General features: G+C 43.0%; 9 protein-coding genes. 3 read left to right on the top strand and 6 right to left on the bottom strand.

Going from position 1 to position 12,667, the window contains the following annotated elements:
• Window positions 1-122: 122 nt before the first annotated feature.
• The 3 genes from GJQ68_RS22205 to GJQ68_RS22195 all read right to left on the bottom strand — a co-directional run bounded on the left by GJQ68_RS22205 (window position 123) and on the right by GJQ68_RS22195 (window position 5,127).
• Window positions 123-2,090 (bottom strand): DUF3857 domain-containing protein, encoded by a 1,968-nt coding sequence (locus GJQ68_RS22205; RefSeq protein ID WP_162419461.1) that lies wholly within the window; start codon window positions 2,088-2,090, stop codon window positions 123-125.
• Window positions 2,091-2,094: 4 nt separating this feature from the next.
• Complete coding sequence (locus tag GJQ68_RS22200; RefSeq protein ID WP_162419460.1) at window positions 2,095-3,924, bottom strand: DUF3857 domain-containing protein; 1,830 nt, start codon at window positions 3,922-3,924, stop codon at window positions 2,095-2,097.
• Window positions 3,925-4,134: 210 nt separating this feature from the next.
• A complete protein-coding gene (locus GJQ68_RS22195) occupies window positions 4,135-5,127 on the bottom strand; it encodes an NTPase (protein ID WP_235941849.1) in 993 nt (330 codons plus the stop codon).
• Window positions 5,128-5,198: 71 nt separating this feature from the next.
• Here GJQ68_RS22195 and GJQ68_RS22190 point away from each other — a divergent pair, with 71 nt between their 5' ends.
• Entirely contained in the window at window positions 5,199-6,098 is a 900-nt protein-coding gene (locus GJQ68_RS22190) for a M28 family peptidase (protein WP_162419459.1), read from the top strand.
• Here GJQ68_RS22190 and GJQ68_RS22185 read toward each other — a convergent pair.
• From GJQ68_RS22185 to GJQ68_RS22175, 3 genes are all read right to left on the bottom strand, one after another.
• Window positions 6,088-7,800 (bottom strand): capsule assembly Wzi family protein, encoded by a 1,713-nt coding sequence (locus GJQ68_RS22185; RefSeq protein WP_162419458.1) that lies wholly within the window; start codon window positions 7,798-7,800, stop codon window positions 6,088-6,090. The two genes, GJQ68_RS22190 and GJQ68_RS22185, sit on opposite strands and share 11 nt — an antisense overlap.
• Window positions 7,801-7,807: 7 nt before the next feature.
• Entirely contained in the window at window positions 7,808-8,470 is a 663-nt protein-coding gene (locus tag GJQ68_RS22180; RefSeq protein ID WP_162419457.1) for a hypothetical protein, read from the bottom strand.
• 161 nt (window positions 8,471-8,631) lie between these two features.
• Window positions 8,632-11,100: a bifunctional UDP-N-acetylmuramoyl-tripeptide:D-alanyl-D-alanine ligase/alanine racemase gene (locus GJQ68_RS22175; protein WP_162419456.1), complete on the bottom strand. Its 2,469-nt coding sequence runs from the start codon at window positions 11,098-11,100 to the stop codon at window positions 8,632-8,634.
• 216 nt (window positions 11,101-11,316) lie between these two features.
• Here GJQ68_RS22175 and GJQ68_RS22170 point away from each other — a divergent pair, with 216 nt between their 5' ends.
• Window positions 11,317-11,682, top strand: a complete 366-nt coding sequence (locus GJQ68_RS22170) for a hypothetical protein (protein ID WP_162419455.1) — start codon at window positions 11,317-11,319, stop codon at window positions 11,680-11,682.
• A 96-nt stretch (window positions 11,683-11,778) separates the two neighbouring features.
• Complete coding sequence (locus GJQ68_RS22165) at window positions 11,779-12,621, top strand: sugar phosphate isomerase/epimerase family protein (RefSeq protein WP_235941848.1); 843 nt, start codon at window positions 11,779-11,781, stop codon at window positions 12,619-12,621.
• Window positions 12,622-12,667: the final 46 nt, after the last annotated feature.

Below are 12,667 nucleotides of genomic sequence, written 5' to 3'. Positions count from 1 at the left end.
TGCACTTTGAAAAAGTAGAAAAGTTGTTTATCACCCTAAATTAAATCTGCTACAACGAAGTGTGAGGCATGTCCGATGGGCATGCCTCTTTTTCTACCTAACCCTGCTGAAACTACAAATGACTATTCGACAGAGGCGGTTGGTGCAATGGAACTACTTTTCACCAAGACCAATGGCTCTTTAAATTTGCTTGAGATGATGTCTATCATGTACCTTAAGTCTGGGTAATCAACCGCCCCAATGATATGGGTTTTTACGCTAATTACGGCATTAACAGCTGCTATATTTTCTAGAACATTGACTACAAAATTGAAAGTGATTGCGCCACCTGGAAGCGTTATTGCGGTATTTTCCGGAAAATCATCCAGGATATACCCTTCGGGAATTTTAATGTTGGTAGCATACCGATCTGTGAACGTATAGTTAAAATCGATGGGAAATGCCCGAGTGGAACTTATAAACGGATTGGATTGCCACCGCATGAGGTAAAACGGATTAATGTAAAGCGTGTTATCCCCGTCGAGTTCTTTGCTAGAAGTGTAGTTTATCGAAAGCTGATTCCTAAATTTCTTGTTCTCATTAATGGATATCGTCTCTATGTTTTCCTGATTACCGGTAAATACAATTTTTTCGAATTCCTCCTGAGATATCGTTTCATTTTGTTGAATGCCAAAGTTGTGTACATAATCAAAATCCGTGACTTTGAGGGATGATTCTCTCTTTAAGGTGTGTTCGTCTTCAAGGGTGATATCGGAGAAGGCATAATAACCGGATGAATGAGGTATTTGGATGTCAATCAGACCACTATTCTCCTCCATCAATAAAAAGCCCTGGTTGACAAGAAAATTTTCCGGCAAAAACCCAAAGGGTAGGTTAGGATCGGTTGCATCCAGAAAATAGGTTTTATTTCCGATTAAGGAAACGATAATAAGTTCATTAAACTGATCCATGTAAGGAAAAGGTACCAGATTGGACCGTCCATTTCCCTTGCTGCTAATCAGAACGGGAAATGCAACGATTCCGTATTGCCTGAGATGTGCCAGTAGTGACAAATTAATTTCGGCTCTATCTCCATTTTTACTGGAAAGCATTTCAGAAAAGTCTTTAGAAGGAATGATTCTGGATATTCCGGAAAAATTATATTGACTGGAGGCGTATTCGTAAATGTCAGTTGCAAGCCTTAACGTGTCGTTTTCCGGAAGAACTATTTCGCTTATGATACCCGCTTCTTTTTTTGGCTCCAAAAAGCTTTCATAATGATAGCTTCCGGTGAAGAAATCTGCTAAATCCTGCCAGGTATTAAACAGCTTTTTGTAGGTATTAAAATCTATTCCGGAAATATCCATTTCCTTCAATTCGTAGCCTTCCAGTTGAAAGGCTACTTTCTCCAGGTAATCGGTATAATGTGCCATGTAGGGCTCAGGTCGGAATGCGTTCAGATTTTCCAGCTCCCATCGATAATTGTTATTGGTATTTGTTAAGGAATTATGGCTGACCATTTTGATTCCCTGACCAAACGTTTTGTATTTCAGAAAATCCGGAAAAGTAATATCATAAATGGATTTTAGTGTTGGGATTTCATTTTGGAATACCCAACCATCCAGAGAAATGATAGATTTATCTGTTTTCTCATAAGAGAAGTCCATGATTGATCCTATTTGTACCTTCGGAAAGGTAAATCTGATTTCATGCCATCCTTCACCAGCATCAGCCTCAAAAAAATCAGCTTTTGATAATTCTTCGATTTCAATTTCTCCACTAGTGGAGTTAATTGTTTGGGCCTTTATTTTAAAAATGTCTTGAACTTTGTTTTCGCCTTTATAATACCTCAATATTATATTTGCTTGCTCCTTACCGGCCTCCTTCAAAACTTTAATCCTTCGATGAATTTGATTATGTAAAACGTTTCCTGAGAAAAAACTATAACAAGATTCCTGCAACACGACAGCATCTGCATCTGGCTCAAAGTCCACTTCATTATAGCCAAACTCTGAATCACTGTACTTGCCAAAGCGCATCTCTTGGGCACCTAAAAGCATCGGGGCAAGGGTTAAAATTCCCAGCGATATTAAAAATCGTATAGATATCATTGGACTATAATTTGGTAAATATTAATTCTCCTGTTAATTTTTGTTGAATGGTTTTTATTAATTCTCTCTCTTCTTCCTCAGTAAGTGAGGCAGTTTTTTTGATTTCTACGTGTTTTGTTATAACGATATCTCGTTCTCCGATTTGAATGAAAACGTTTAAGACATAATTTTTCTCCTGAATGTTGATATTATCCGGAATGGATTCAATCCCCAACATCCGATGCTTTCTTATGCTAACTTCCTCCTCATATACTCCTGACGAATTCCCGGCATCCTGTTTCCAATTCAACCATGAAAGCGGAAGGAATACTCTTTTTCCTGTATTTCTAAAGTACCTTAAAACAATACCTGAAAATTGTAGCGAAGTTGAGATTTTTTGCCATTGAATAGTATTGTCCAGAAGCAATTCATTTATAACCAAACCATTATTTCCAATTTGCGTATTAAAGACATTATAAATTTCCGCTTCTTTTTTATCGAATGTTTTCATGGTTATGGTTTCTGCTGGAAATCCATGATAGCTTATTGTTCCGTCAATTTGTGCATTGCCATCCTCACGCAGAATGATGGAGGCGTTGATTTTGGTTCTATTATAATCAGGCTCCGAATATGCAGGGGTATGGTCAATTTCTCCGCCCTCAGGAGTTATTACCAGTACGTTTCTATTTTTAGTAAAAGAACCCAAAAAGCCGGCAGGGAGGTGACTAGAAGTGCATTCTAACCAATATTTCTCTTGACCTAAGCGTACTCTTAAAATAGCGTGATTAAATTGATTTGAAGGAAAATGCTGATCAAATGTGGCATCATCGCCTGCCCTAACCAACGTGTAATCCGCGCTTATTCCAACTTCTTCCAGCATTGCCTGCATGAATAAGGTTAATCCTTTACAATCCCCGTATTTCTTCGAAAGGACTTCCTCACTTGGCATGGGTCTCCAACCGCCTAACCCGAGTTGGATACTCACATAGCGGTAATTTTTTTGAAGGTAGTGATATAAAATCTGAATTTTTTCTTTTTCGTTTACCGCATCTCTTACCATGTTCTGAATTTCATTCCTGAATGACTCAGGTAGCTCGGATCTTCCCTGGTTCAGTTGGTAAAACCACAAACCAAAACCTTTCCAGGTATTCATGTTGGCTTCAAAACCATCCATGCTAAACTTTTCTGGTGCAAGCGTTATTCTAATGAGGGATGATTCTTCTGTACCCCTATCAGAAGGAGGTACATTAGCTACGGTCCAGGAAAGTGTTTGGGTTTCTCCATCGGATTTGTGGTTGAAATTGCCGTCGAATAGTTGGGACTTATGGCGAATTCCCAGGGCGGTGGGATAATTAATTTCCAAACTTGCGGTCTCTACGCTTTGGTTATGGTAGTTTTGTGGATGCCAGATGGGAAAATAAAAATTTCCAGATTTCTTGATAGTAACAGCCATTTCTACCCTAACGGGAAAAGTAGAGGGCTCCATATTGAAATATTTCAAAACAATGTCCTGGTAAATGGACCCATTATCGATGACGGATCTTTCTTCAAGGTCTTTTGATTTAATTTTTTTTAGGGTTTTGCCATTAATTGGATTAATTATTCGAACTTCAAAATGGTCAAGGGTGGTAAATTCATCTATAAAGAGCTGATAGGAGGCATGAGATATTCCTTTTGCATCAAAGATGTTTGTCGTCTGGATTATTTCTATTTCATAAGAGTAATCTTCCAGTAAAGTGATTTTGTGCTGTTTTGTTACACTTGAATAAGCCGGTACAGGTATTGGCTTGCCACAAACGATAATCGTAGGAATTATTAAATTAAAAAAAACACCAAAAATCAATAATCTAACCATGCCTTACGATAAGTTGTATGGGAAAATAAAAAATGGTTTTTAAATTTTAAACCTTTTATAAATTATATTTTATGCGTCAAAAATAACAGATATTTTTGTCAAATAAAATAACGCAATATTATTTTTTCGAAATGGACTAGGAAGTATAAACTTCGGTCATTTCAAAAATAGAACCACTAATTGCAAGAGAAAAATATTTAGTTCTTAAAATTAACGAGACACTTGCTCCAAAAAAGCCTTCAAGGCGACCCTCCAGTTGGGATCGGCATCCCAGCTGGTACCAATATACTGCTCGTTTCTTACCAAAAAACGGATAAAATATTTAACCACCACCCGATCCGGCTGATCACTGCTGGCTGGGTCCAGGCCCATGCTTTGCATCAGGTCCGCTTCCCGGCCTTCCTGTTTCATAAGCAGAAACTGGACCCCATCCTGAATCAGTTCCTGATTGGATTTGGCTTCCGTCAGGAAGACTACGTCATAGGGGTAATTGGCTTCAAAGACCGATTCCATTCCTTCTCGTTCTGCCCGCTGTTCTGTAGCCACCTCTTGCTCCGGTTTTCCGTAAATATCATGTCGGAATGTGGTGAGAAAGCCTTCGTTTCCTGCAGCACCTGTGAGCAAGACACCCAATTTAAAGGCATCCAGATTTAGCGGGTTCTCGGCAAGGTACCCACTTTGGGCGGTGTTGTTTTCCATGCCCGGGATGGGGGGATACTCGGGTACTTCGATTACCAGAAAATTTTCGCTGCGCCTTCCCATGTTCAGGGCCTCGATTTGATTTTTCAATCCCTCCAATTCTTCGGCAGATCCGGACCAATTTTCTCCGGGTGCGATGATGTTTCCATTGCCAGTAAAGGGAAATATATGGCTGTAAAATTGACCGTCATTTTTTCTTATCAGTAGGACAATATTTTCGACCAACCTTCGGGAAAAATAGGAAGCATAGCTGTTTTTAATGGCTTCGGATAGGATGGCTTCCTCCAATTCATAATAGGCAATGGGATCCCCACCGGCGGCTATCAGCGAGGGGTGAAATTCCTCGGCCAGTTCTTTCCAGGAGAAGGAAGGACTAGCCGTGGTGGAGGCAGAAATAAAAACGACTGACTTCCCGCTTAAAAACTGACCCACCACCTCATTTTGGCCGATGCTTTGCAGGGAGGTTGAAAAAAGCAGGCCTGCGATAAGGATATATTTCGTCAACAAAATCAAATCTAGAAGTGAAAGTTTAGTATTTTCACGAATATACACAAGCCAACGTAAAATCTTCTGTTATGAAAACGATTACCCCGCTTATTTTATTACTTTTTTGGGCCGGTCCATGGGTTGTTTCTGCTCAGAATATAGACCAAAATACATTAATAGAAGATATCCGGATACTTTCTTCCGATGCGATGGAGGGAAGGGCTCCCATGACAGCAGGAGGTGAAAAGGCAAGAACGTACATTCGGGATCGCTTTGAATCCCTGGGCCTGAGCAGTCAGTTTCCAGATTTTTTCCAGCAATTTACCTTGGATCCAGATCAGGCAGAAGATGGAAAAGGGATAAATGTATTGGGTTTTATACCCGGTACATCTACCTCCGAAATCATTCTGGTACTGGCTCACTACGACCATCTGGGAAAGAAAGGCGATGTAATTTATAACGGGGCTGATGACAACGCATCTGGTACGGCGGCTTTGTTGCAGATGGCATCTTATTTTGCAAAAAACAGCCCCCGCCATTCCATGATTTTTGTAGCTACGGATGCGGAGGAAAAAGGCCTATTAGGGGCAAGAGCCTTGATCCGTGATTTTCCTTTCCCTCTAAAAGAGGTCAAATTGGTGGTGAACATGGACATGATTAGCAGGAGCGATGATCAAACACTTTATGCGGTAGGTACGCGATTTTACCCTCAATTTCGTTCCTTTTTAGAACGGGCAGCGGGTAGGTCCTCTATTCGGTTGGTTTTGGGAAACGATGGCGGTCCCGGGGAAAAGGATTGGAGCAGGGCATCGGACCACGGTCCTTTTCATGAAAAAGGAATCCCTTTTATTTATTTTGGCGTTGACGACCACAAGGATTACCATCAACCCAGCGATACCTTCGAAAACATACAACAGGAATTTTATACAGAAGCCTGCGAGCTCATTCTGGATACCCTTATGGGTATTGACCAAAGCATTACCGAATAAGGTAAGTGAGTCCTACCTGCCCAACGAAGGTGGTTTGATCTAATCCCGGTACAAAGTAAATTTCCGGATGGTTTTCCAGGTACCACTTGTAATTGAGGGTATTTACGTGTTGAAATTTACCGGAAACCAGCAGGTTATCAAATCGCCATTCTGCTAAAAGAGACGGAACGATGTCTACGTACTTTCTCCGCCAATCTTTGATTTCTTCAAAGCGCTTGTAATAGAAATCATTGTTGTGGTTAATGTATTCCAATTCAAATCCCAGGCGGTTAAACCCTTTCACCCAGGCGGCATCGAGCGAAATCACGTTACTCCCGGGGCCATAGCCAAACCCTATAACCTGGCCCTTATGGGTGTACCCGTGCCGAACGTGTGGATGGGTATACCAACTATTGCGTGCTAAAATCACTTCCCGTACGGTCTGACCGGTCTGCGTCATTTCCATACCGATCTGGAAAAATTCTTCCTCCCTTTTTAAAGGAATCAGGTTTGAAAATCCAAAGGAAAAAGCCCTGTTTTTGTCCGGATTGATGAGGAAGTCATAGAGACTCCTGCTGTTACCGTTGGAGCCGTATTCGCCGTAGAATTCAAAATGACCACTGCTATCCATCCACCTGAAATAACCGGCACTTAATTGGTTTCTTTGGTCCACATTGGGTTTTGAGATGCTTTCAGGCCCTTTTTCTCCGTTAAAAACAGGAAGGTAATCGGATAGTTGGTCCATGTCAGTATGGTACATCTGCGAAACGGAACTAAATCCCAAAAACAAACCTGGCAACCATTTGGGCTGATAACTAAGTACCAGACCGGATAGGTAGCGCCAGTCTTCGTCCGGTCTTTTGGGAACGTAAAGTGGCGTATTGGCATGGGAATAGTTGTGATGAGGAGGTTCAAATCCGGAAGATTGCAATTTGCCTGCTATCAGTTGACCTTCAAAGCTACCGATCGGAGTTTGAACAGGCTTTCGCGTGTTTACCGTCAGGTGGAGAAATCCTGGTGCATGGTTACTCATCAGTAGGGAACTTTTTCTTCCCGGCCCCCACCAGAGGTTTTCATTGGATATCCCTACCGAAAATTCCCCGAGATTGAGTCGGATGCTGCTTTGTCCCAGAGATAGGTAGGTATAAGGAGATCCTCCGAAGCGTTCTGGAATGTCTGCGGTATTCAGCCATTCGTAATATTGTAACCAGGTACTTTCCCAATGGTCCAGCGGAAATCCCTGGAAATAGTTATTGGTGGCATGCATTACTTCCGGTTGGAGTTGGATACTCAGCGGGCCGTATTCAAAATAAACCCCGGCATTAATCAGGTATTGCATGCCTTTGTTGGGAATCATGGGACCATCGTTGATTCCAAAACCATAGGCCTCATTAAACTGAGACTTCATCATAAAGGGAAGTAATTGAAACCTCCCCTTGTTGTCCTTGGTGCTGAAATTAAATTCTGATAGATCCTCATCTGTGAATGTTTCGTCCAGGTCCAGGCCATTGGATTTGTTAAAAACCTCTGTGGGATATAAGGGCCGGATCATAAAACTGCTGGTTCCGGAGAGGTTTCCCAGCAATTGCTGCCGACGCATGAAATCGCCATAAACCGGTAAATTCAAACTGACACTTTGACCAAGGACGGTAGGAATACCTGTCAACAAACTGAGAAACAGCCAAGCAGTCGTCAAGAAAAAAGGGAATAGTCGTTTTCTCATCTGTCCATTAGTTTACAGTCATGGTGCTCACCTGTATCCTTGCGATGGACCAGCTTTCATCACAAACGGGATCTGCTGCATTTTCTTGTTTCAATTCATCTCCACAGACGATTTCCAATTCATTTTCGTCGTGCCGAATGATTTTGGTTATTTGGTACCTGCTGGTCCAGCCGATGTCATTGCTGTATTGACAGCGACCGGGTAGGTCACTGCTCACGGCTTCCGTTTTAGGCTCGTAAAACCGGGGGTAATTATCCGGGTAGGATTGGTACAGGCAATAGGTGGACTCACAGGGACTGTTGGAGAAGGTCGTTTTCAATACCTGAATACCATCCAGATTCATGTACCAGAAATCAGGCCCTCCGATATTGTCCGGATTTCCATCCCAACTGTCATGGAGCAGCAGGTCAATGGTCACTTTGACGGTATTGTGGGATGGTAAATCCGGCAGCTTCAGTAAGATTTCCTCGTGGTGGAAATAACCCAATACCGTGTCGTCGTTAAAATCGTATAACCTTCCTTTCTCAAAATAGACCAGGTCTGATTCCGAAAAATCATTATCATAGATCAGCACCTCATCGGTCAAGGTGTCTTCACATGAAAACAGGGAAGCGATCAAAAACAAAAAAAACGTTATTTCTGTTTTTTTTCTAACCGAATGGGATGTCATCAGGGATGTAGGTTTCAATGATTTGGATTGACTGAGCGTTATCCGAAGCATGCAGTGGAAGTTCCATTTTGGAAATCCCAACTACCTGGTACGGACTAAACGACAAATAAACGAAAATATATGCAATTCTTCACCAGAAAGGGACCCAATCCACTGGGAATTCAGTCCAATACGTAAAGCCGCTTTACCCGCCTGCCGATGCTGGTCAGTAGTTCATAAGGGATGGTTCCGATTTTTTCAGCCAGCTGTTGTAGCGTTGGTTCCTGTCCAAAAAGTATGGCCTCATCGCCTTCCCTTACGTCCATCCCGGTTACGTCCACCATACACATGTCCATGCAAATGGTCCCCACAGTGGCTGCTTTTTTCCCGTTGATTTGCACGTAGGCATGACCATTGCTAAATCTGCGGTCGTATCCATCCGCATATCCTATGGCCAGCGTGGCGATTTCTCCATCTTCCGCCATGACTCCCTTTCTGCCATAACCGATAGTCGTGCCTTTTTTTAGGGATTTTACTTGAGAGACCACGGTTTTCAGGGTTAGGGCAGGTTGCAGTTTCGCCTGCTCCTTTTGGCTTATTTCTACGCCATAAAGTCCAATTCCTAGCCGGACCATGTCCATGGCAAACTCCGGATACCGAATAATCCCTGCGGAATTCAAAACATGGCAAAGGGGCCGGTAGGACAGTTTGCTGCCGATTTCCTGGCGCAATCGCTCAAATAATGCCAATTGTTCCCGGGAAAAAGCATCGTGGATCGCTTCGTCAGCTGTAGCCAGGTGAGTAAACATGCCCGCCAGGCGAATCGTTGGATGGGCTTCCAGAAGGGTTATGGCTTCCTTTAGGTCCTGCTCTTCCAACCCCAGCCGCCTCATTCCCGTGTCCAGTTCCAGGTGGATAGAAACAGATTCTTTGGTAGCCAAAGCCAATGTTTTTAACGCACTGAGCTCGTAAACCACCGGTTCTAACTGATGCTGAAGGAGCAGGTCAATATGGCGGGCACCGGAATTCATTACCATGATGGGTAAGCGTACCCCCTTCTCTCTTAAGTATACTCCCTCATCAGGATAGGCCACGGAGAGGTAATCAGCGCCAATCTGCTGCAGGTAATTGCCAATTTCGGCAGAACCACTGCCATAAGCGAAGGCCTTAACCATGACCATTACTTTGGTGCCCGGATTTACTTTTTGTTTGTAATAATTGAAATTATGACGAATGCTGTTGAGATTAATCTCCAGGACCGTTTCATGTACCTGCGCTTCCAGCGAACTCACGATGCGTTCGAATTGAAAGGTCCGGGCGCCTTTTACCAAAATCAGGTCATCTTTTAAGTTCAGCTTGGAAATGTTTTGCTGAAGGGTATCGGTATCCGGGTAAAACCTACTGCCAGCGGGAAAAATTTCTTGATATGCTTCAAAAGTTTTCCCTACCCCCACAAACAGATCAATCCGGTAGTGTTTTAGTAATCGGATGGTGTGGGCCAGGACCGATTGCCGGTTTCCTTCCTGATGCATTTCCGAGAGAATCAATATTTTTCTTCCTTCCGGTTGACGCTGTTGGTTCATAAACTCCAGGGCGATTTCCAGTCCTGCAAGGTCATTGTTATAGCTGTCGTCAACGATCTGGCAGCGTTGGATACCCTGCTTTACCGTTAGCCGCATATCGATGGCATGAAGCAGGTCCAGGCCCTTCTGTATGGAAGCTGCAGTCATTCCCAAAACAAGGGCGGAAACGATTACCTGCCGGATATTTTCCAGGGAGGCGGGATCCCGGAAGGAACTGGAAAAAGTGTAAGTGGTCAGGTCTTTACCGATCAAAAGGATTTTTGTATGCCTCCCATCCGGCCGGAGCGCAAGGGTATAATCCGCACCGGTTTGTTCAGACCAGCTGACCAGCTGTTCCGAAGTAAAATGTTGCTCCAGATACCTATGGATTTTTGTGTGATCCTTTCGGTAAACGATATACTTACAGTGCGCAAAGAGTTGACATTTTTCAGCGATTTTAGTTTCCAGATCCTCAAAATGCTCATCATGAGCACTTCCAATGCTGGTAAATATCCCCAGGTTGGGTTGGATGATAGCCGCCAGTGATTGCATTTCACCCGGCTTGGAAATACCAGCTTCCAGCAAGGCCACCTGATGCTTGCTCTCCATGCCCAGGGCGGAAAGTGCTACCCCAATTTGGCTATTATAGCTTTTGGGACTTTTCCACACCCGATAGTTAGCCGAGAGGACCTGAGACAACCATTCCTTGACGATCGTTTTGCCGTTACTTCCCGTAATTCCTGCCACCGGACCTGAAAATTTTTCCCGGTTAAACGTTGCCAAGGCTTGAAGGGCTTCCAGAGGAGCGTCACAAAATAGCATATTGGCTCCGTAAAGGCTTTCAATAAGTTCCGCCGAGTTGGCCTCTGTGGGCAAGATAAAGTTCCTGACATTTTTCTGGTAGGCATCTTTTGCAAAATGCCAACCGCTACTCCGGGTTCCCTCCAAAGCCACAAAAAGCGTTTGAGTACCGTTTTGTATTTTCCTGGAATCAATGGATACCTGTTCTATCCGATCAGCAGCGGTTCCTTTTAAAAAATAACCTGGTTGATTCGCTGCAAATGTATGGAGATGGATGATATCGATCATAGCCGATTTGCTTACGTTACGCCTGCCAAAGGTAAAGTAATTATTTCTAGATTTTCCAGCATTTGGCCTGCTATTACGCCGCTTGTGGAACCAATTTACCAGCGACCATGACAATAGGATTCAATAGGAACGTTTGCAGTCAGGTAATTTTTTTTGTATTATTGGAACATTATATAATGGAAAGGCGTTTTTCAGGTACATTAACAGAGCTGCCAAGTGTTCACACAAAATAAAATTTCAACAATCAGCTTAAAAATCCTATTTTTAGGGATATTATTTTGTGTTTTTTCTACTACCCTGTCTTATGGACAAAAAGAAGCCGGAGAAATAATTGCAGGTGAACAGGACAAAGAGGTTTCTTACCATCCGCATGTTTCTGAAAAGCAGTTGGATAAATCCATCGAAAAATCCGAAAAGAGGTCGTTTTCAGGTTACTCCAGGGCAGACGGGGATCCTGGCCGGTCTGTCTATCAGGATACCGGTGATAAAGAGATTCAAAATGGTGAAACCTCATCAGAGGAGGGTTCCACGCTATCCTTTAACATCTTCCTGTACGTGTTGGACCGGTTTAAGGAGGATTAGGTTGATTCCGCCCGCTATTAAATTAGTTTCCTGTTACAGTTGGACACCTAATTCCTGTGGGTCTTGGTTTTTCTTACAAATAACCTTTAATTCTTAATGATGAAAAAACCAATTCTAGTCTTGTGCCTATGGTTCTTTAGCTCCATCCCCTTTATGTTACCCGTTCAGGCACAGGAAATCGGCCTTCAACTCTATAGCCTTCGGGAACAAATGAAAATGGATGTAGAAAGGTACCATGAAATCATCAATCAATGGGGCATCCGATATATAGAAGGTGGCGGTACTTATGAAATGAGTGAAAGAAAGTACAAGGCGCTTTTGGATAAATACAACCTGCAGCTGGTAAGTGTTGGCGGAACGTTCGAGGAAATGCGGGATAATCCGCAGGCTGTTATTGATCGGGCAAAGTTCTTTGGGGCGAACTATATTGTGACTTTTTGGATCCCGCATACTTCCGGAAATTTTGGAGAAGCAGATGCTAAAGAAGCGGTTTCGGTCTTTAATAGAGCGGGAAAGCTGGTGAAAGATGCCGGTCTTACCTTTTGCTACCATCCCCACGGCTACGAGTTTAAGGATTATGGAGAAGGAACGTTGTTTGATTATATGATAGAAAATGCGGAAGATTTCGATTTTGAAATGGATGTTTTTTGGGTGAAAATGGCAGGGGCAGACCCCTTGGCAATCCTGGAGGCCCATCCTGAAAAGTTTCCTTTGCTGCACCTGAAGGATCGAAAAAAAGGAACTTCCGGTACCAGTGACGGAACCGGCGACGTAGAATCCAATGTAGTTTTAGGTAACGGAGACATAGACGTAGAGGGCATTATCCGACAGGCAAAAAAGGCAGGAACGGATTTTTTGATCATCGAAGATGAGTCGTCCCGATCCGTGGCACAAATCCCACAGTCAATTTATTTTATTCGTTCTTTTCTGGAACAATAGTACCGTAAATTCAAAGGAGTAGTAAAAAGAAAAGGGAGGAGTAAGC

The organism is Cyclobacterium roseum (assembly GCF_010119225.1).
Lineage (GTDB): Bacteria > Bacteroidota > Bacteroidia > Cytophagales > Cyclobacteriaceae > Cyclobacterium > Cyclobacterium roseum.
This window is presented reverse-complemented; position numbering and strand designations above follow the sequence as displayed.

Bases quoted from the DNA above. Each gene is read 5' to 3' on its own strand.
- GJQ68_RS22205 (WP_162419461.1), bottom strand. From the start codon at position 2,090: ATGATATCTATACGATTTTTAATATCGCTGGGAATTTTAACCCTTGCC.
- GJQ68_RS22200 (WP_162419460.1), bottom strand. From the start codon at position 3,924: ATGGTTAGATTATTGATTTTTGGTGTTTTTTTTAATTTAATAATTCCT.
- GJQ68_RS22190 (WP_162419459.1), top strand. From the start codon at position 5,199: ATGAAAACGATTACCCCGCTTATTTTATTACTTTTTTGGGCCGGTCCA.
- GJQ68_RS22185 (WP_162419458.1), bottom strand. From the start codon at position 7,800: ATGAGAAAACGACTATTCCCTTTTTTCTTGACGACTGCTTGGCTGTTT.
- GJQ68_RS22180 (WP_162419457.1), bottom strand. From the start codon at position 8,470: ATGACATCCCATTCGGTTAGAAAAAAAACAGAAATAACGTTTTTTTTG.
- GJQ68_RS22175 (WP_162419456.1), bottom strand. From the start codon at position 11,100: ATGATCGATATCATCCATCTCCATACATTTGCAGCGAATCAACCAGGT.
- GJQ68_RS22165 (WP_235941848.1), top strand. From the start codon at position 11,779: ATGATGAAAAAACCAATTCTAGTCTTGTGCCTATGGTTCTTTAGCTCC.